The 17,643-nt window shown below is 53.9% G+C and carries 31 protein-coding genes and 1 pseudogene; 30 read left to right on the plus strand and 2 right to left on the minus strand.

Annotated features, from left to right (window positions below; genetic code table 11):
- Positions 1-111: 111 nt before the first annotated feature.
- Both ompR and envZ read left to right on the plus strand, forming a co-directional pair.
- The gene (gene ompR / locus OKC40_RS19860; RefSeq protein WP_042059170.1) at positions 112-834 is read left to right on the plus strand and encodes an osmolarity response regulator transcription factor OmpR; all 723 of its coding nucleotides are present in this window, start codon (positions 112-114) and stop codon (positions 832-834) included.
- Positions 831-2,141, plus strand: a complete 1,311-nt coding sequence (envZ, locus tag OKC40_RS19865) for a two-component system sensor histidine kinase EnvZ (RefSeq protein WP_234603807.1) — start codon at positions 831-833, stop codon at positions 2,139-2,141. The genes ompR and envZ overlap by 4 nt, the downstream gene beginning before the upstream one ends.
- Before the next feature lie 52 nt (positions 2,142-2,193).
- Here envZ and OKC40_RS19870 read toward each other — a convergent pair whose 3' ends face one another.
- Entirely contained in the window at positions 2,194-3,120 is a 927-nt protein-coding gene (locus OKC40_RS19870; protein ID WP_234603809.1) for a DMT family transporter, read from the minus strand.
- A gap of 378 nt (positions 3,121-3,498) precedes the next feature.
- Between OKC40_RS19870 and rpsJ the strand changes: the two genes are divergently transcribed.
- The 28 genes from rpsJ to rplQ all read left to right on the plus strand — a co-directional run bounded on the left by rpsJ (position 3,499) and on the right by rplQ (position 17,122).
- A complete protein-coding gene (gene rpsJ / locus OKC40_RS19875) occupies positions 3,499-3,810 on the plus strand; it encodes a 30S ribosomal protein S10 (RefSeq protein ID WP_005307944.1) in 312 nt (103 codons plus the stop codon).
- A gap of 22 nt (positions 3,811-3,832) precedes the next feature.
- A complete protein-coding gene (rplC, locus tag OKC40_RS19880; RefSeq protein WP_005340620.1) occupies positions 3,833-4,465 on the plus strand; it encodes a 50S ribosomal protein L3 in 633 nt (210 codons plus the stop codon).
- Between the two features lie 17 nt (positions 4,466-4,482).
- Positions 4,483-5,088, plus strand: coding sequence for a 50S ribosomal protein L4 (rplD, locus tag OKC40_RS19885; RefSeq protein WP_025325386.1), 606 nt, complete (start codon positions 4,483-4,485; stop codon positions 5,086-5,088).
- Positions 5,085-5,387: a 50S ribosomal protein L23 gene (gene rplW / locus OKC40_RS19890; protein WP_005331199.1), complete on the plus strand. Its 303-nt coding sequence runs from the start codon at positions 5,085-5,087 to the stop codon at positions 5,385-5,387. The genes rplD and rplW overlap by 4 nt, the downstream gene beginning before the upstream one ends.
- Positions 5,388-5,402: 15 nt before the next feature.
- Positions 5,403-6,224: a 50S ribosomal protein L2 gene (rplB, locus tag OKC40_RS19895; RefSeq protein WP_005340614.1), complete on the plus strand. Its 822-nt coding sequence runs from the start codon at positions 5,403-5,405 to the stop codon at positions 6,222-6,224.
- A gap of 22 nt (positions 6,225-6,246) precedes the next feature.
- Complete coding sequence (rpsS, locus tag OKC40_RS19900; protein ID WP_005307960.1) at positions 6,247-6,525, plus strand: 30S ribosomal protein S19; 279 nt, start codon at positions 6,247-6,249, stop codon at positions 6,523-6,525.
- Between the two features lie 10 nt (positions 6,526-6,535).
- A complete protein-coding gene (gene rplV / locus OKC40_RS19905; RefSeq protein WP_005319741.1) occupies positions 6,536-6,880 on the plus strand; it encodes a 50S ribosomal protein L22 in 345 nt (114 codons plus the stop codon).
- Positions 6,881-6,883: 3 nt separating this feature from the next.
- A complete protein-coding gene (rpsC, locus tag OKC40_RS19910; protein ID WP_005307962.1) occupies positions 6,884-7,597 on the plus strand; it encodes a 30S ribosomal protein S3 in 714 nt (237 codons plus the stop codon).
- Between the two features lie 13 nt (positions 7,598-7,610).
- Positions 7,611-8,024, plus strand: a complete 414-nt coding sequence (gene rplP / locus OKC40_RS19915; protein WP_005340612.1) for a 50S ribosomal protein L16 — start codon at positions 7,611-7,613, stop codon at positions 8,022-8,024.
- Complete coding sequence (gene rpmC, locus OKC40_RS19920) at positions 8,024-8,215, plus strand: 50S ribosomal protein L29 (protein ID WP_005307965.1); 192 nt, start codon at positions 8,024-8,026, stop codon at positions 8,213-8,215. Before rplP ends, rpmC begins: the two co-directional genes overlap by 1 nt.
- Complete coding sequence (gene rpsQ / locus OKC40_RS19925; protein ID WP_033138836.1) at positions 8,215-8,463, plus strand: 30S ribosomal protein S17; 249 nt, start codon at positions 8,215-8,217, stop codon at positions 8,461-8,463. The genes rpmC and rpsQ overlap by 1 nt, the downstream gene beginning before the upstream one ends.
- A gap of 147 nt (positions 8,464-8,610) precedes the next feature.
- A complete protein-coding gene (gene rplN, locus OKC40_RS19930; protein WP_005307975.1) occupies positions 8,611-8,979 on the plus strand; it encodes a 50S ribosomal protein L14 in 369 nt (122 codons plus the stop codon).
- 11 nt (positions 8,980-8,990) lie between these two features.
- Positions 8,991-9,308, plus strand: coding sequence for a 50S ribosomal protein L24 (gene rplX, locus OKC40_RS19935; RefSeq protein WP_005307977.1), 318 nt, complete (start codon positions 8,991-8,993; stop codon positions 9,306-9,308).
- Positions 9,309-9,321: 13 nt separating this feature from the next.
- The gene (rplE, locus tag OKC40_RS19940) at positions 9,322-9,861 is read left to right on the plus strand and encodes a 50S ribosomal protein L5 (RefSeq protein WP_005331162.1); all 540 of its coding nucleotides are present in this window, start codon (positions 9,322-9,324) and stop codon (positions 9,859-9,861) included.
- Between the two features lie 10 nt (positions 9,862-9,871).
- Positions 9,872-10,177: a 30S ribosomal protein S14 gene (gene rpsN, locus OKC40_RS19945; protein WP_005340609.1), complete on the plus strand. Its 306-nt coding sequence runs from the start codon at positions 9,872-9,874 to the stop codon at positions 10,175-10,177.
- A gap of 21 nt (positions 10,178-10,198) precedes the next feature.
- On the plus strand, positions 10,199-10,591 hold the full coding sequence (gene rpsH / locus OKC40_RS19950) for a 30S ribosomal protein S8 (protein WP_005307980.1): 393 nt from the start codon (positions 10,199-10,201) through the stop codon (positions 10,589-10,591).
- A 13-nt stretch (positions 10,592-10,604) separates the two neighbouring features.
- Complete coding sequence (rplF, locus tag OKC40_RS19955) at positions 10,605-11,138, plus strand: 50S ribosomal protein L6 (RefSeq protein ID WP_005340607.1); 534 nt, start codon at positions 10,605-10,607, stop codon at positions 11,136-11,138.
- A gap of 9 nt (positions 11,139-11,147) precedes the next feature.
- Complete coding sequence (gene rplR / locus OKC40_RS19960) at positions 11,148-11,501, plus strand: 50S ribosomal protein L18 (protein WP_005340606.1); 354 nt, start codon at positions 11,148-11,150, stop codon at positions 11,499-11,501.
- A 14-nt stretch (positions 11,502-11,515) separates the two neighbouring features.
- Positions 11,516-12,016 carry a 30S ribosomal protein S5 gene (gene rpsE / locus OKC40_RS19965; RefSeq protein ID WP_005340605.1) on the plus strand — a complete coding sequence of 167 codons (501 nt, stop codon included), beginning with the start codon at positions 11,516-11,518 and terminating at the stop codon, positions 12,014-12,016.
- Positions 12,017-12,022: 6 nt separating this feature from the next.
- A complete protein-coding gene (gene rpmD, locus OKC40_RS19970) occupies positions 12,023-12,202 on the plus strand; it encodes a 50S ribosomal protein L30 (protein WP_005307985.1) in 180 nt (59 codons plus the stop codon).
- Positions 12,203-12,204: 2 nt separating this feature from the next.
- A complete protein-coding gene (rplO, locus tag OKC40_RS19975; RefSeq protein ID WP_033138839.1) occupies positions 12,205-12,642 on the plus strand; it encodes a 50S ribosomal protein L15 in 438 nt (145 codons plus the stop codon).
- A gap of 8 nt (positions 12,643-12,650) precedes the next feature.
- On the plus strand, positions 12,651-13,979 hold the full coding sequence (gene secY / locus OKC40_RS19980; RefSeq protein WP_042059159.1) for a preprotein translocase subunit SecY: 1,329 nt from the start codon (positions 12,651-12,653) through the stop codon (positions 13,977-13,979).
- A 27-nt stretch (positions 13,980-14,006) separates the two neighbouring features.
- Positions 14,007-14,120, plus strand: a complete 114-nt coding sequence (rpmJ, locus tag OKC40_RS19985) for a 50S ribosomal protein L36 (protein ID WP_005319705.1) — start codon at positions 14,007-14,009, stop codon at positions 14,118-14,120.
- A gap of 139 nt (positions 14,121-14,259) precedes the next feature.
- The gene (gene rpsM, locus OKC40_RS19990; protein ID WP_005307991.1) at positions 14,260-14,616 is read left to right on the plus strand and encodes a 30S ribosomal protein S13; all 357 of its coding nucleotides are present in this window, start codon (positions 14,260-14,262) and stop codon (positions 14,614-14,616) included.
- 14 nt (positions 14,617-14,630) lie between these two features.
- A complete protein-coding gene (rpsK, locus tag OKC40_RS19995) occupies positions 14,631-15,020 on the plus strand; it encodes a 30S ribosomal protein S11 (protein ID WP_005319702.1) in 390 nt (129 codons plus the stop codon).
- Positions 15,021-15,059: 39 nt separating this feature from the next.
- Positions 15,060-15,680, plus strand: a complete 621-nt coding sequence (gene rpsD / locus OKC40_RS20000) for a 30S ribosomal protein S4 (protein ID WP_005340600.1) — start codon at positions 15,060-15,062, stop codon at positions 15,678-15,680.
- Positions 15,681-15,705: 25 nt separating this feature from the next.
- On the plus strand, positions 15,706-16,695 hold the full coding sequence (locus OKC40_RS20005; protein ID WP_005307997.1) for a DNA-directed RNA polymerase subunit alpha: 990 nt from the start codon (positions 15,706-15,708) through the stop codon (positions 16,693-16,695).
- A gap of 43 nt (positions 16,696-16,738) precedes the next feature.
- A complete protein-coding gene (gene rplQ, locus OKC40_RS20010; protein WP_005307999.1) occupies positions 16,739-17,122 on the plus strand; it encodes a 50S ribosomal protein L17 in 384 nt (127 codons plus the stop codon).
- A gap of 284 nt (positions 17,123-17,406) precedes the next feature.
- On the opposite strand, the pseudogene OKC40_RS23000 reads toward rplQ, so the two are convergent.
- Positions 17,407-17,548, minus strand: a pseudogene (locus tag OKC40_RS23000) (gamma carbonic anhydrase family protein); the annotation flags it as partial.
- Between the last annotated feature and the right edge of the window lie 95 nt (positions 17,549-17,643).

Consider the following 17,643-nt stretch of genomic DNA (forward strand, 5'->3'; position numbering starts at 1 on the left):
ATGGATACCGTGTCTCCTTTCCCGGGGAATGGCTATGGCACAGCGAAGGTGTAGCACTATTGGGATCAGTTATTTAGTATTGGGGGCAGCTAAAGAATAAGAGGCAAAGCAATGAGTCAGCAGCAATACAAGGTCCTGGTCGTGGACGATGACCTGAAATTACGTTCCCTGTTGGAGCGCTATCTCACCGAGCAGGGATTCGTGGTGCGCGGCGTGGCCAATGGCGAACAGGCCGATCGCCTGCTGACTCGTGAAAACTTCAGCCTGATGGTGCTCGACCTGATGTTGCCGGGGGAGGATGGGCTCTCCATCTGCCGTCGTCTGCGGGAAGCGGGCAACCAGATCCCGGTTCTGATGCTCACCGCCAAGGGGGATGAAGTGGATCGCATCGTCGGGCTCGAGATGGGGGCCGATGACTATCTGCCCAAGCCGTTCAATCCCCGCGAATTGCTGGCGCGGATCCGTGCCGTGTTGCGCCGCCATACCGTCGAGTTGCCGGGGGCTCCCTCTGCAGCAGAGAAGGTGGTCAACTTCGGTGCCTTCCAGCTCAATCTGGCGACCCGCGAGCTGAACCGGGATGGCGAGCCTATGGCGCTCACCAGCGGTGAGTTTGCGGTGCTCAAGGTGCTGGTCAGCCATCCGCGCGAGCCGCTCTCCCGCGACAAGCTGATGAATCTGGCCCGTGGCCGCGAATACACCGCCACCGAGCGCAGCATTGATGTGCAGGTCTCTCGCCTGCGCCGCCTGCTGGAGCAGGATCCGGCCCAGCCCCGCTATCTGCAGACCGTCTGGGGTCTGGGGTATGTGTTTGTACCAGATGGTGACGGTGCATGAAAAAGGTCGGCAGCATGTTCTCGCGCATGCTCTGGTTTCTGGCCGCCGTGTTGGTGGTCTATCAAGCGGTTTCCTACGTTACCTTCTACAACTATCTGCTGGCGCCAACCGTCAAGCAGATCAGTCACCTGCTGGCCAATCAGGTCAAATTGATCTTTCCGGTTAATACCGAGCAGCTGGCGCTGAGTGAAGATGCCGAGGCGCTGGTCTATGTGACGACCGGTACCGACATCTACACCCAGAGCGAGGCGGTGCAGCATGGCTTCAACGATGCCAAGCCGTACCCCTATCTGGAGGAGAACATCAGCCGCGAACTGGGTGGCCCGGCCAAGGTGCGGGTCGAGATCCAGGATCACTACATCATCTGGATCCAGCCGCCGCAGGCCAGCAAAATTTGGGTGCGGATCCCGCTGACCGAGATTGAAGATGATGATATCGAACCCCTCATTATCTATCTGAGCGTGCTGCTGGTGATCACCCTGTTTGCGGCCTGGCGCTTTGCCCGCCAGCTGGTGCGCCCGCTCGAGGATCTCGAGGCTGGCGCGGTGGCCGTGGCCAAGGGGCATTTCCCCGAGGCGCTGGGGGAGTTGGGGTCACGGGAAGTGCGGCGGCTGACCCGTACCTTCAACCACATGTCGCACTCCATCAAGAGCCTGATCGAGGAGCGTAATCTGATGATGGCGGGGGTATCCCACGATCTGCGCACCCCGCTGACCCGCATCCGGCTGGCCACCGAGATGATGTCGTCCGGTGACGAGTACCTCAAGGAGAGCATCAATTCCGATATTGATGAATCCAATGCCATCATCGATCAGTTCATCGACTATATCCGCCCTGATGAGGGGCAGGACCTGATGCCGATCGACCTGACCCAGCTGGTGCACGATACCTTGCTGATCTACTCGGAACAGGGGTTGGAGGTGGAACTGGCGCTGCCGCAGGATGCGGTGCGGGTGGCCTGCAATCCGGTCAGCATGCGACGGGTGTTGAACAACCTCTCAAGCAACTCGCTGCGTTATGGGGCGAGCAGGCTGCATGCCGAATTGAAGGACGATGGTCACTGGGTGCGCTTGCGCCTGTCAGATGATGGCCCCGGTATTCCCGAGCAGGATTATGCCCGGGTACTCAAGCCCTTCACCCAGGGCAATGTGGCGCGCACCGTCGGTGGTAGCGGTCTTGGTCTGGCGATTGTGGCCAAGATAGTTGCCCAGCACCACGGCACTATCCGGCTGGGGAGCGCGGATCTCGGCGGTTTGCTGGTTGAGGTGCGATTGCCGAAACACCAGCCGCAGGAGTGGATGGATTGAAAGAAGGGCGTATCGATGGATACGCCCTTCTGCATTATCAGACCACTTTTTATCAGAGCACTTTCTCCGGTGTTGTGGCGGCAGCCTTGCGATAGCGCTTGCCATATCTCAGCTGCTGGATCAGCAGGGCCGCCACGATCAATCCCAGCCCGATGGGGGTGGCTGGGTGGATCGCCTCGCCAACCAACAGGTTGAGCAGCACCAGCGAGGCAAACGGCGAGATGAAGATGAGGTTGCTGATGGGGGCCGTGTTGGTGGCATGGCGCATCGCCATCAGCCAGAGTACGAAGCCAAACCCCATCTCGATGATCCCGACATAAATGGCACCCAGCCAGCCTTGCCAGGCGGTCAGCTGGAAGTCGGCCAGCAGCCAGGTGGCGAGCACGATGAAGGGGAGGCTGATAATGAAACCAAGCAGCAGGCTGACGACGGGGTCCCCCTGATTGCGGGTATTGAGGATCCAGTAGCTGGCCCAGATCAGGGTCGAGAGCAGCACCAGCGCAACACCCAAGGGATTGTCAAAGTGCAGTCCGAAGACATCCCCCTTGGTGGCAATGACCAGCGCCCCGAAATAACCGAGCACGATAGCCACTCCGTCGCGGCGGCGCAGGGTCTGGCCGAGGAATGGCACCGAGAGCAGCGTGAGGGTGATGGCCCAGGTGTAGCTGAGGGTCTGTGCCTGCTGGGCCGGCAGCAGATCATAGGCTTTGAACAGCAGCAGGTAATAAAGGAAGGGATTCATCACCCCCAGCATCAGGTAATAGAGCGGGCGGCTGCGCAGATAGCTGCAGAGCAGCGGCAGTTTGCCCTGCTTGAGTACTATGGTGCCCAGCAGCAGGGTCGAGGTCAGCGCCGCAACCAGCAGCAGTTGCACTGGCGCAAAATAGGTGAGGGAAATCTTGAAGGCCGTTGCCACCGTGGACCAGAGCGCCACGGCGCAGAGTGCGTACTGGTAGGCTTTCTTTTGATCTTTGATCATCGCTGTCGTGTCATGAACGGAAGAAAGCGGCAGTCTATCAGCCCATTGACGAGCTTGTCGTGACGCCGGACATTCCTTGAGGTGATTCCTGTCATGGACGTGCCTTTTCGGGGACGGTGACAGAGATCCATCTGTCACAGAAAATTGTGCACAATCTGTTCGCCCTCTCTTGCGCAAATTGAAAAAATCCGTATAATCCCCTCCGCTTACCCATGAGGTAAGCCAGACGATATGTCTGCTGCTGAGTTTACTGCTTGCAGAGACCAGCCATACAGTCCTCCCGATATGGGAGGAAACGTGAAAAATCACACCTCTGGCGGGAGAGATCTCGGTCGGGCGGTGTTGATTTATGTTCTTTTATCTATTGGAGCTCTGTCAATGCAGAACCAAAGAATCCGTATCCGCCTGAAGGCTTTTGATCATCGCCTGATTGATCAATCCACTGCGGAAATCGTTGAAACTGCAAAGCGCACTGGCGCGCAGGTTCGCGGTCCTATTCCGCTGCCGACTCGCAAAGAGCGCTTCACCGTCCTGATCTCCCCGCACGTCAACAAAGATGCGCGTGATCAGTACGAGATCCGCACTCACAAGCGTCTGGTAGACATCGTTGAGCCGACTGACAAGACCGTAGACGCCCTGATGCGTCTGGATCTGGCAGCTGGTGTAGACGTCCAGATCAGCCTGGGTTAATTACGGAAAGAGGTTGATAACAATGACAATCGGTCTTGTAGGTCGCAAAGTGGGTATGACTCGCATCTTCACTGAAGATGGCGTTTCTATCCCGGTGACTGTTATCGAAGTTGAAGCTAACCGTGTAACTCAGGTCAAATCTGTAGAAACCGACGGCTACAACGCTATTCAGGTTACCACTGGCGCCAAAAAAGCCAGCCGTGTGACCAAGCCGGAAGCTGGCCACTTCGCCAAAGCTGGTGTAGAAGCCGGTCGCGGTCTGTGGGAATTCCGCCTGAACAACGGTGAAACTTTCACTGTTGGTAGCGAGCTGAAAGTAGATCTTCTCGCTGACGTTAAGCTGGTAGACGTTACTGGCACATCCAAAGGTAAAGGCTTTGCTGGTACTGTTAAGCGCCACAACTTCCGCACCCAGGATATGACCCACGGTAACTCCTTGTCTCACCGCGTTCCGGGTTCTATCGGTCAGAACCAGACTCCGGGTCGTGTATTCAAGGGCAAAAAGATGGCTGGTCACATGGGTGCTGAGCGTGTAACGACTCAGAACCTGGAACTGGTTCGTGTTGACGCTGAACGCAACCTGCTGCTCATCAAAGGCGCAGTACCGGGTGCAACCAACGGCAACGTGATCGTCAAACCTGCCGTCAAAGCGTAACGTCTGAGGAGATAGTAATGGAATTGGTAATGAAAGACGCCAAGAGCGCTCTTGAAGTTTCCGAGACTACCTTCGGGCGCGAATTCAACGAAGCTCTGGTTCACCAGGTCGTCGTTGCATATGCCGCTGGTGCCCGTCAGGGTACTCGTGCGCAGCTGACTCGCTCTGAAGTGTCTGGTGGCGGCAAAAAGCCGTGGCGTCAGAAGGGTACTGGTCGTGCCCGTGCTGGCTCCATCCGTTCGCCCATCTGGCGTTCCGGTGGTGTGACTTTTGCTGCTAAGCCGCAAGATCACAGCCAGAAAGTAAACAAGAAGATGTACCGCGGCGCTATCCGTAGCATTCTGTCCGAGCTGGTACGTCAAGAGCGCCTGATCGTTGTCGAGAAATTCGGCATCGAAGCGCCGAAGACCAAAGAACTGATCGCCAAGCTGAAAGAGATGGAACTGACTGACGTTCTGATCGTGACTGCTGAAGTCGATGAGAACCTGTTCCTGGCTGCTCGCAACCTGTACAAGGTCGACGTGCGTGATGTTGCCGGTATCGACCCGGTCAGCCTGATCGCCTTCGACAAGATTCTGATGACTGCTGACGCAGTTAAGCAAATCGAGGAGATGCTGGCATGATCCGCGAAGAACGTCTGTTGAAAGTTCTGAAGGCTCCGCACATCTCTGAAAAGAGCACCATGGTCGCAGAAAAGCAGAACACTATCGTGTTCAAAGTTGCTGTTGATGCCACCAAGGCGGAAGTCAAAGCTGCAGTTGCGAAACTGTTCGAGGTCGAAGTTGAGACCGTCCGCACCCTGAACATGAAGGGTAAGACCAAGCGCTCAGGTGCGCGTGTAGGCCGTCGTTCCGATTGGAAAAAGGCTTATGTGACCCTGAAAGCTGGTCAGGACATCGACTTCATGGGCGCAGCCGAGTAAGAGGAGTTCTCAAAAATGGCAATCGTTAAGTGCAAGCCTACTTCTCCGGGCCGCCGTCACGTCGTCAAGATCGTCAATCAAGAGCTGTACAAGGGTAAGCCCTTTGCCGCTCTGCTGGACAGCAAAAGCAAGTCCGGTGGTCGTAACAACAACGGCCGTATCACTACCCGTCATATCGGTGGTGGTCACAAGCAGCACTACCGTATCGTCGACTTCAAACGCGACAAAGACGGTATCCCGGCTAAAGTAGAGCGCCTGGAATACGATCCTAACCGTACCGCTAACATCGCTCTGGTGTTGTATGCAGACGGTGAGCGTCGTTACATCCTGGCTCCGAAAGGCCTGAAAGCTGGTGACGCAATCGCTTCTGGTGCTGATGCAGCCATCAAGGTAGGTAACGCCCTGCCGATGCGCAACATCCCGGTTGGTTCTACCGTTCACGCTGTAGAGATGAAGCCTGGTAAAGGTGCCCAGCTGGCTCGTTCCGCTGGTACTTTCATCCAGATCCTGGCTCGTGAAGGTAACTATGTAACTCTGCGTCTGCGTTCCGGCGAAGTACGTAAAGTTCTGGCCGAGTGCCGCGCTACCATCGGTGAAGTCGGTAACTCCGAGCACATGTTGCGTCAACTGGGTAAAGCCGGTGCAAACCGCTGGCGTGGTATTCGTCCGACCGTTCGCGGTATGGCGATGAACCCGGTTGATCACCCGCACGGTGGTGGTGAGGGTCGTAACAAAGGCATGCAGCCTGTGTCCCCATGGGGCCAGAAGGCTAAAGGCTTCAAGACCCGTAAGAACAAGCGTACCGACAAGTACATCGTACGTCGTCGTAACAAGTAATTGTTAACATAGAGGAATCACCATGCCACGTTCTCTCAAGAAGGGTCCATTTATTGACCTGCACTTGCTGAAGAAGGTAGAGAAAGCGGTGGAAAGCGGGGATAAAAAGCCGGTTAAGACCTGGTCCCGTCGTTCAATGATCATCCCGAACATGATCGGTTTGACCATCGCTGTCCATAATGGTCGTCAGCACGTTCCGGTTTTCGTTACCGAAGAAATGATCGGTCACAAACTGGGTGAATTCGCACCGACTCGTACTTATCGCGGCCATGCTGCTGATAAGAAGGCTAAGAAGCGCTAAGGGATAAATGATGGAAGCTATCGCTAAACACCGTTATGCCCGTACTTCTGCCCAGAAAGCTCGTCTGGTAGCCGATCAAGTACGTGGTCTGTCCGTAGACAAGGCTCTGAATATCCTGACCTTCAGCCCGAAAAAGGCTGCTGTGCTGGTTAAGAAAGTGCTGGAATCTGCCATTGCAAACGCTGAGCACAACGAAGGCGCCGATATCGACGCGCTGCGTGTTGCTACTATCATGGTCGACGAAGGTCCCTCCATGAAGCGCATCCGTCCGCGTGCCAAAGGTCGTGCGGATCGTATCCTCAAGCGTACCGCTCACATCACTGTAGTGGTATCCGACGCTAAGGCTGGGAGATAAGCAATGGGTCAGAAAGTACATCCTAATGGCATTCGCCTGGGTATTACCAAGCCTTGGAATTCTACCTGGTTCGCGAACACCAAAGACTTCGCTGACAACCTGTACAGCGATTTTCAAGTACGCCAGTTCCTGACCAAGGAACTGAAAAACGCGTCCTTGTCCAAGATCACCATTGAGCGTCCGGCCAAGAGCATCCGTGTGACCATTCACACCGCTCGTCCGGGTGTTGTCATCGGTAAGAAAGGCGAAGACGTTGAGAAACTGCGCAAAGCTGTAGCCACTATTGCTGGCGTGCCTGCTCAGATCAACATTTCCGAAGTCCGCAAGCCGGAGCTGGATGGCAAACTCGTTGCCGACAGCATCACTTCCCAGCTGGAGCGTCGTGTAATGTTCCGTCGTGCTATGAAGCGCGCCGTACAGAACGCAATGCGCCTGGGTGCCAAGGGCATCAAAGTGGAAGTTTCCGGTCGTCTGGGCGGCGCTGAAATCGCGCGTACCGAATGGTACCGTGAAGGTCGTGTGCCATTGCACACCCTGCGTGCCGACATCGACTACGCAACTTCTGAAGCCCACACCACTTACGGTGTGATCGGCGTTAAAGTTTGGATCTTCAAGGGCGAAGTTCTGGGCGGTCTGGCTGCTGTTAACGCTGCCGCTGCTCAAGAGCAAGCTCCTGCAAAGCCCAAGCGTGACAACAAGCGCCGCGCTGCTAAGTAAGGAGATTCGGTAAATGTTGCAACCTAAGCGTACTAAATTCCGCAAGACCCACAAGGGTCGTAACCGCGGTCTGGCCACCTCTGGTAACGAAGTATCCTTCGGTACCTTTGGCCTGAAGGCGACATCCCGTGGTCAACTGACTGCTCGTCAAATCGAAGCAGCCCGTCGTGCCATGACCCGTCACGTTAAGCGTCAAGGTAAGATCTGGATCCGTGTGTTCCCGGACAAGCCCATCACCGAAAAGCCCCTCGAAGTTCGTATGGGTAAAGGTAAGGGTAACGTGGAATACTGGGTTTGCCCGATCCAGCCTGGCAAGGTTCTGTACGAGATGGACGGTGTACCTGAGGCTCTGGCGCGTGAAGCGTTTGCCCTGGCCGCAGCTAAGCTGTCTGTTCAGACCACTTTCGTAATTAAGACGGTGATGTGATGAAAGCCCAAGATCTGCGTCAAAAGAGCGTCGAAGAACTGAACCAGGAGCTGCTGGGCCTGCTGCGTGAGCAATTCAACATGCGCATGCAAGCGTCCACCGGCCAGCTGGCTCAGACTCACACTCTGAAACAAGTGCGTCGTGACGTCGCACGTATCAAGACTGTACTGACTGAGAAGGCAGGTGCGTAATGACTGACAAGATCCGTACTCTGCAAGGTCGTGTAATCAGCGACAAGATGGACAAGTCCATCACTGTTGCTATCGAGCGCAAGGTAAAGCACCCGATCTACGGTAAGATCATCAAGCGCACTACCAAGCTGCACGTGCATGACGAGACCAACGAGTGTAAAGCAGGCGATCTCGTGGAAATCCGCGAATGCCGCCCGCTGTCCAAGACCAAGTCTTGGACCCTGGTTGCGATCTTAGAAAAGGCCTAATCGGTACTTTTTAGTCCAAACGGCCCCTTTCAGGGGCCGTTTGTTTTTTAGGCTACCTTTTCTAAAAATCCTGTGTTATAGTTTCGCGCCTTTTGAAGGCAGCCAGATCCCATCAGGGATAAGAAGTAAACAAAGCGGAGCACTAAGATGATCCAGATGCAAAGTATGCTGGGTGTTGCCGACAACTCCGGCGCTCGCAGTGTAATGTGTATTAAGGTTCTGGGTGGCTCGCACCGCCGTTACGCCGGCATCGGCGACATCATCAAGGTTTCCATCAAGGAAGCTATTCCTCGCGGTAAAGTGAAGAAAGGTGATGTGTATAACGCGGTGGTCGTACGCACCCGTAAAGGCGTTCGTCGTCCGGACGGCTCTGTCATCCGTTTCGACAACAATGCGGCTGTGTTGCTTAACAACAACCAACAGCCAATCGGTACTCGTATTTTTGGCCCGGTGACCCGTGAACTGCGTAATGAGAAGTTCATGAAGATTGTGTCCCTGGCACCCGAAGTACTGTAAGGAGTCGAACGATGGCAGCTAAAATCCGTCGCGAAGACGAAGTGATCGTACTTACCGGCAAAGACAAGGGCAAGCGTGGCAAAGTCACTCAAGTCCTGATTGCAAAAGGTAAGGTAATCGTTGAAGGCATCAACCAGGTGAAGAAACACCAGAAGCCGGTACCCGCACTGGGTCAGGCTGGCGGTATCGTCACCAAAGAAGCCCCCATCGATGTATCAAACGTAGCGCTGTTCAACTCTGCCACTGGCAAAGCTGACCGCGTTGGTTTCCGGATTGAAGACGGCAAAAAAGTCCGTTTCTTCAAATCCACCGGCGAACTTGTGAAGTAATTGGAGTTTAACGATGGCGAAACTGCATGATTACTACAAATCCGATGTAGTAAATGAACTGTCAAAGCAGTTCGGTTACAAGACTATCATGCAAGTCCCTCGGATCGAGAAAATCACCCTGAACATGGGTGTTGGTGAAGCGATCTCTGACAAGAAATTGCTGGAAAATGCTGCTGCCGATATGGCTGCCATTTCCGGTCAGAAGCCGCTGATCACCAAAGCTCGCAAATCTGTTGCGGGCTTCAAGATTCGTGAAGGCTACCCGATAGGTTGTAAAGTAACCCTGCGTGGCGAGCGTATGTGGGAGTTCCTGGAACGGCTGATCTGCATCTCCGTACCGCGTATCCGTGACTTCCGTGGCCTGAACGCTAAAGCGTTCGATGGTCGTGGTAACTACTCCATGGGCGTGCGTGAGCAGATCATCTTCCCGGAAATCGACTATGACAAAGTCGATCGCGTCCGTGGTCTGGATATCACCATCACCACTTCCGCGAATACCGATGAAGAAGGCCGTGCTCTGCTGGCTGCCTTTAACTTCCCATTCCGCAAGTAAGGTTAGGGTTATGGCTAAAACATCCATGAAAGCGCGCGAAGCAAAGCGTGCCAAGCTGGTAGCCAAGTACGCGACCAAGCGTGCCGAGCTGAAAGCTATCATCGTTGACATGAACGCTTCTGAAGAAGCGCGTTGGGATGCTGTACTGCAACTGCAACAGCTGCCCCGTGATTCCAGTCCGTCCCGCCAGCGTAACCGTTGCAATATTACTGGTCGTCCGCACGGTTTCCTGCGCAAGTTTGGCCTGTCTCGCATCAAGGTGCGTGAGCATGCCATGAAGGGCGAAATTCCGGGCCTGAAGAAGGCTTCTTGGTAACGAATCTCGGGAGTTAGACTTATGAGCATGCAAGATCCGATCGCGGATATGCTGACCCGCATCCGTAACGGTCAGGCGGCGAGCAAAGTTGCGGTTTCCATGCCTTCTTCCAAGCTGAAAGTGGCTATCGCCAAAGTGCTGAAAGAAGAAGGTTACATCGCTGGCTACTCCGTAGCTGGTGACGTGAAGCCGGAACTGGAAATTGAACTGAAATATTTCCAGGGCAAGCCAGTTGTAGAACTGATCCAACGCGTAAGCCGTCCAGGCCTGCGTATTTACAAGCGCACTACTGATCTGCCGAAAGTTATGGGCGGTCTCGGTGTTGCTATCGTGTCCACGTCTAAAGGTGTGATGACTGACCGTGCTGCTCGCAAAGCAAGCATGGGCGGTGAGATCATCTGCTACGTCGCTTAATAGGAGGTAGGAAATGTCTCGTGTTGCTAAGGCACCCGTCACTATTCCTGCTGGCGTAGAGGTGACTCTGAACGGCCAGGAACTGACCATCAAAGGTGGTAAAGGTTCTCTGGTTCGCTCTATTCACGCCGGTGTAGAAGTGACCAAAGAAGACAATGTACTCAAGTTCGCCCCGCGCGGCAGCATCGCTGGTGCTGACGCTCAGGCCGGTACTGCCCGTGCATTGGTCAACAACATGGTAATCGGTGTTACCCAAGGCTTCGAGCGCAAGCTGCAGCTGGTTGGTGTAGGTTATAAAGCCTCCATCAAGGGCAATGCTGTTGCGCTGGCTCTGGGCTTCTCTCACCCGGTAGAGCATGCGCTGCCGGCTGGTGTGACCGCTGAGTGCCCGACTGCTACAGAAATCGTTCTGCGTGGCGTCGACAAGCAGCTGGTTGGCCAAGTCGCCGCCGATATCCGTGCTTACCGCGCTCCGGAGCCCTACAAGGGCAAGGGTGTACGCTATGCCAACGAGCAAGTGCGTACTAAAGAAGCTAAGAAGAAGTAAGGTAACACTATGGACAAGAAAGCAGCTCGTCTCCGTCGTGCTACTCGTGCTCGGAAAAAGATGCAGGAACTGGGAGCCACCCGTCTGGTTGTTCACCGTACCCCGCGTCATATCTATGCGCAGGTTATTGCAGCCAACGGTTCCGAAGTTCTGGCCTCTGCTTCCACAGTAGAGAAAGCCATCAGTGAAGCTCTGAAATACACCGGTAATGCAGATGCTGCTACCGCTGTAGGTAAAGCTATCGCTGAGCGTGCTATTGCCAAAGGCGTTCAGAACGTATCTTTCGATCGTTCCGGTTTCAAGTATCACGGTCGCATTGCTGCTCTGGCAGCTGCCGCACGTGACGCTGGTCTTCAGTTCTAAGCTAGGAGTCGAAGATGGCTAAAGTCGAATCTCAAGCCGGCGAACTGCAAGAAAAGCTCATTGCAGTAAACCGTGTTTCGAAAACTGTTAAAGGTGGTCGTATCATGTCCTTCACCGCGTTGACCGTGGTGGGTGATGGTAACGGCCGTGTAGGTTACGGTTACGGTAAAGCCCGTGAAGTTCCGGCTGCTATTCAAAAAGCAATGGAACAGGCTAAGCGTAACCTGAACAAGGTTGAGCTGAACAACGGCACTCTGCACCACCCGGTGCGTGGTGTTCACTCTGGCTCCACCGTGTTCATGAAGCCGGCCTCTCAAGGTACTGGTATCATTGCAGGCGGCGCCATGCGTGCTGTTCTGGAAGTTGCCGGTATCCACAACGTGCTGGCCAAGACCTACGGTTCCACCAACCCAATCAACGTTGTTCGCGCAACTGTAGACGCTCTGGTTCACGGTCAATCACCGGAACAGATCGCTGCCAAGCGTGGTCTGCGCGTTGAAGAAATTCTGGGGTAATGCGACATGGCTAACACTGTAAAAGTAACTCAAACTCGCAGCTCTATCGGCCGTCTGCCAAAGCACAAGGCGACTCTGCGTGGTCTGGGTCTGCGTCGCATTGGTCACACCGTTGAGCTGGAAGATACTCCGTGCGTACGCGGCATGATCAACCAGGTTTATTACATGGTTAAGGTGGAGGGCTAAGCATGCGTCTGAACACTCTGTCTCCGGCCGCTGGTTCCAAGCCTGAAAAACAACGTCGTGGCCGTGGTATCGGCTCCGGCCTGGGCAAGACTGGTGGTCGTGGTGTTAAAGGCCAAACCTCTCGTTCCGGTGGCGGCAAAGTCCGCAACGGTTTCGAAGGCGGCCAGATGCCTTTGAAAATCCGTCTGCCGAAGTTCGGTTTCTTCTCTCGCAAATCTTTGGTTTCTGCCGAAGTGCGTCTGAACGAAATCGCCATGGTGGAAGGTGATGTGGTCGATCTGAGCACTCTGAAGCAAGCCGGTGTTGTTACTAAGAACATCGTATTCGCTAAAGTTGTTCTGTCTGGCAACATTGACCGTGCTGTGACCGTTCGTGGTCTGTCCGTCACCAAAGGTGCACGTGCAGCCATCGAGGCCGCTGGCGGTAAAATCGAGGAATAATCAGTACAATGGCTAAGAAACCAGGATTGGATGTTAAAGCACAGGGTGGTCTGAGTGAACTGAAGAGCCGTCTGCTCTTCGTTCTCGGGGCGATTATCGTTTTCCGTGCAGGCTCTTATGTGCCGATTCCTGGTATTGACGCCGCCGTACTGGCCGAGTTGTTCCAGCAACAGAAGGGCACCATCATTGAGATGTTCAACATGTTCAGTGGTGGTGCACTCTCGCGTGCTTCTATTCTTGCGCTGGGGATCATGCCGTACATTTCGGCGTCGATCATTATCCAGCTGCTGACTGTGGTTCACCCCGCTCTTGCTGAACTCAAGAAAGAAGGTGAATCCGGCCGTCGCAAGATTAGCCAATATACCCGTTGGGGCACGCTGGTTTTGGGAACTTTCCAGGCAATTGGTATTGCAACCGGTCTGCCGAATATGATGCATGGACTCGTGACTCATCCGGGTTTAGGCTTCTATTTCACAGCGGTTGTAAGTCTGGTCACCGGTACCATGTTTTTGATGTGGTTGGGTGAACAGATTACCGAGCGTGGGATTGGTAATGGTATCTCGTTGATTATTTTCACGGGTATCGTTGCTGGTCTGCCGCATGCCATTGGCGCTACGGCCGAACAGGCACGTCAAGGGGAATTGCACATCCTGCTGTTGTTGTTGCTGGGCTTGATTGTTTTCGCTGTGACTTACTTTGTGGTGTTCGTGGAGCGTGGTCAGCGTCGTATCGTCGTTAACTATGCCAAGCGTCAACAAGGCCGCCAGGTATTCGCTGCGCAAAGCACACACCTGCCGTTGAAAGTGAATATGGCCGGTGTGATTCCTGCGATTTTCGCATCCAGTATCATCCTCTTCCCAGGGACCATTACCTCTTGGTTTGGTCAGGGTGAGGGTAAAGTAGCTGATATCCTGCAACAGGTCTCTATGGTCCTGCAGCCTGGTCAACCGCTTTACGAGATGCTGTATGCAGCAGCCATTATCTTCTTCTGCTTCTTCTATACCGCGCTGGTGTTCAACCCCCGCGAGACAGCAGATAATCTGAAGAAGAGTGGAGCCTTTATCCCGGGGATTCGCCCGGGCGAGCAGACAGCACGTTACATCGATAAGGTTATGACTCGCCTGACATTGGCAGGTGCGCTCTATATAACCTTTATCTGTCTGGTACCCCAGTTCTTGATGACTGCCTGGAACGTACAGTTCTACTTCGGTGGCACTTCGCTGCTGATTATCGTGGTAGTTATCATGGACTTCATGGCTCAGGTACAAACCCATATGATGTCTCATCAATATGGCGACGTCCTGAGGAAGGCCAACCTGAAGGGCTACGGCCGCTAAAGGTCGGCGTAGTTACGGAGTTAAGCAATGAAAGTTCGTGCTTCCGTTAAGGCAATCTGCCGTAACTGCAAAATCATCAAGCGTCACGGTGTGGTGCGTGTGATTTGCAGCGAGCCAAAGCATAAACAGCGCCAAGGCTAATTTTTTACGGTTAGTACTTGCAACAAATAGTTGTGCTGGCTAATATAGCCAGCCAACTTTTGTTGTGTATTGGTTGACCGCCACGTATCCGCTCACGGGCTTTGTGGTGGTCGTAATCTACTATATGTAGGAGTGAATAGTGGCCCGTATCGCTGGCATTAACATTCCTGACCATAAGCATGCAGTCATCGCTTTGACTGCGATTTATGGCGTCGGTCGTACCCGCTCCAAGGCCATCTGTGCCGCAGCCGGTATCGCTGAGAATGTGAAAATTAAAGACCTGGACGAAGCTCAGATCGAGAGTCTGCGTGAACAAGTAGGGAAATTCACCGTTGAAGGTGACCTGCGTCGTCAGATTTCCATGAACATCAAGCGATTGATGGATCTGGGTTGCTACCGTGGTTTGCGTCACCGTCGTAGCCTGCCTGTTCGTGGTCAACGTACCAAGACCAACGCTCGTACCCGTAAGGGTCCGCGCAAGGCTATCAAGAAGTAACGGGAAGGTAGAAAATGGCTAAAACTCCGACTCGTGCTCGCAAGCGCGTTAAAAAGCAAGTGAGCGACGGTATTGCGCACGTTCATGCATCTTTCAACAACACAATCGTGACCATTACTGACCGTCAGGGCAACGCTCTGTCATGGGCTACCTCTGGTGGCTCAGGTTTCCGTGGTTCCCGTAAGTCCACTCCGTTTGCTGCCCAGGTAGCTGCAGAGCGTGCTGGTGAGATCGCCAAAGAATACGGCGTGAAGAACCTGGAAGTCATGGTCAAAGGTCCGGGTCCCGGTCGTGAGTCTTCCATCCGCGCTCTGAACGCGGCTGGTTTCCGCATCACTAATATTACTGATGTGACTCCGATCCCGCACAACGGTTGTCGTCCTCCCAAGAAGCGCCGCGTATAACGCAGTAGCAACTTGGTCTAGGATTGTTGGAGAAAGAAGATGGCAAGATATATCGGTCCTAAGCTTAAGCTTAGCCGTCGTGAGGGCACCGACCTCTTCCTGAAGTCTGGTGTTCGTGCGATTGATTCTAAGTGCAAGATTGACACCGCCCCTGGTCAGCACGGTGCGCGTAAAGCGCGTCTGTCCGACTACGGTGTTCAGCTGCGCGAGAAACAAAAAGTTCGTCGTATCTACGGCGTATTGGAAAAACAGTTCCGCAACTACTACCGCGACGCTGCCCGTCAAAAGGGTAACACCGGTGAAAACCTGTTGCAGCTGCTGGAAGGTCGTTTGGACAACGTTGTTTACCGTATGGGCTTCGGCGCTACCCGTGCTGAATCTCGTCAGCTGGTGAGCCACAAGGCCATCATGGTAAACGGTCGCGTTGTGAACATTCCTTCTTTCCAGGTTTCCCCTGAGGACGTGATCTGCGTTCGTGAGAAGGCTAAGAAGCAAGCGCGTATCAAAGCTTCCCTGGAAGTTGCTGGTCAGCGTGAGAAGCCGACTTGGGTAGAGGTTGACGCCGCTAAAATGGAAGGTGCTTTCAAGCGTCTGCCAGAGCGTTCTGACCTGTCTGCCGACATTAACGAACAGCTGATCGTCGAGCTTTACTCCAAGTAAAGCTAGCTTCTAAAGAGAGGACACAATGCTGGGTTCTGTAACAGATTTTCTTAAACCGCGGCTAGTTGACATCGAGCAAGTTAGCCCGACTCATGCGAAAGTGACTCTTGAGCCGCTTGAGCGTGGCTTTGGTCACACGCTGGGCAACGCCCTGCGTCGTATTTTGCTGTCATCTATGCCCGGTTGTGCAGTTACTGAAGTCGAAATTGACGGGGTACTGCATGAGTACAGCAGCAAAGAAGGTGTACAGGAGGACATTCTTGAAATCCTGCTCAACCTGAAAGGTATCGCTGTGAAGCTGGAAGGCAAGGACGAGGTAACTCTGTCCCTGACCAAGTCTGGAACAGGCCCCGTTACCGCTGGTGATATCACTCACGGTGATGAAGTCGAGATCGTAAACCCGGAGCATGTAATCTGCCACCTGACTGGTGCCAATGCTGAAATCAGCATGCGCCTGAAAGTTCAGCGCGGTCGTGGTTATGTGCCTGCTTCTGCTCGTGTTCACAACGATGACGAAGAGCGTCCGATTGGTCGCTTACTGCTGGACTCCGCGTTCAGCCCCATCGTTCGTATTGCCTACAATGTTGAGGCAGCACGTGTGGAACAGCGTACCGACTTGGACAAGCTGGTCATCGACATGGAGACCAATGGTACCCTGGATCCTGAAGAAGCCATCCGTCGTTCTGCCACTATTCTGGCCGAGCAACTGGAAGCCTTCGTGGATCTGCGCGATGTCAGCGTGCCCGAGAAGAAAGAAGAGAAACCCGAGTTTGATCCGATTCTGCTACGTCCTGTCGATGATTTGGAGCTGACAGTTCGTTCTGCGAACTGTCTGAAGGCAGAAGCTATCCACTATATTGGTGATCTGGTACAGCGTACTGAGGTTGAGTTGCTTAAGACTCCTAACCTTGGTAAGAAGTCCCTGACTGAGATCAAGGACGTGTTGGCCTCCCGTGGTCTGTCTCTTGGCATGCGCCTTGAGAACTGGCCGCCCGCCAGCATCGCTGACGAGTAATCCAGATTACGGGTTTCACAGATTTAGTTAGAAGGATAAGGTCATGCGCCATCGTTTGAGTGGTCGTCAACTGAATCGGAACAGCAGCCATCGTCAGGCAATGTTCCGCAACATGGCCAGCTCCCTGGTTCGTCATGAGATCATCAAGACGACTCTGCCTAAGGCAAAAGAGCTGCGTCGTGTAGTTGAACCGCTGATCACCCTTGCCAAGACTGATAGCGTTGCTAATCGTCGTCTGGCATTTGCCCGCACTCGCGACAACGCGATCGTGGCTAAGCTGTTCAATGAACTGGGCCCGCGCTACCTGGAGCGCGCTGGCGGTTATACTCGCATTCTGAAATGCGGTTTCCGTGCTGGCGACAACGCCCCTATGGCTTATATTGAGCTGGTAGACCGCCCGGCAGCTGCTGAAGCAGCTGCTGAGTGATAAAGAAAAAGCCGGGCTTGTCCCGGCTTTTCTTTTAATGAATTCTGATACTGCCTCAACTGCCTCAACTGCCTCAACTGCCTCAACTGCCTCAACTGCCTCAACTGCCTCAACTGCCTCAACTGCCTCAACTGCCTCAACTGCCTCAACTGCCTCAACTGCCTCAACTGCCTCAACTGCCTCAACTGCCTCAACTGCCTCAACTGCCTTCTCTCATTATTCAACTCTTCTATATAGGAGCTAAGAGCCGTTCCGAACCTGGTGTAATACGGAATTGCTCACTTTACTTGCGTATCGTCGGCCAGCTCGATATCACACCACCAGTGTCGCGCAGGGATCTACATACACCCGTTTGCCCAGTTGCGGGCGTTTTCCCTTGTAGGGTCTTAGTCGCAAGTTCATCTTGGCCTCCTTGTTTTCGGCCATTCTAGCAATCCGGAACCTGTTTCTGTGGATAAGTTTGTATAAAAGCTGTGGTTGGATATGAATAACTAAAAAAGTGCCCTTTTTTGCAATTTTAT

It is taken from the genome of Aeromonas sp. QDB11 (genome assembly GCF_027705265.1).
Lineage (GTDB): Bacteria > Pseudomonadota > Gammaproteobacteria > Enterobacterales > Aeromonadaceae > Aeromonas > Aeromonas allosaccharophila.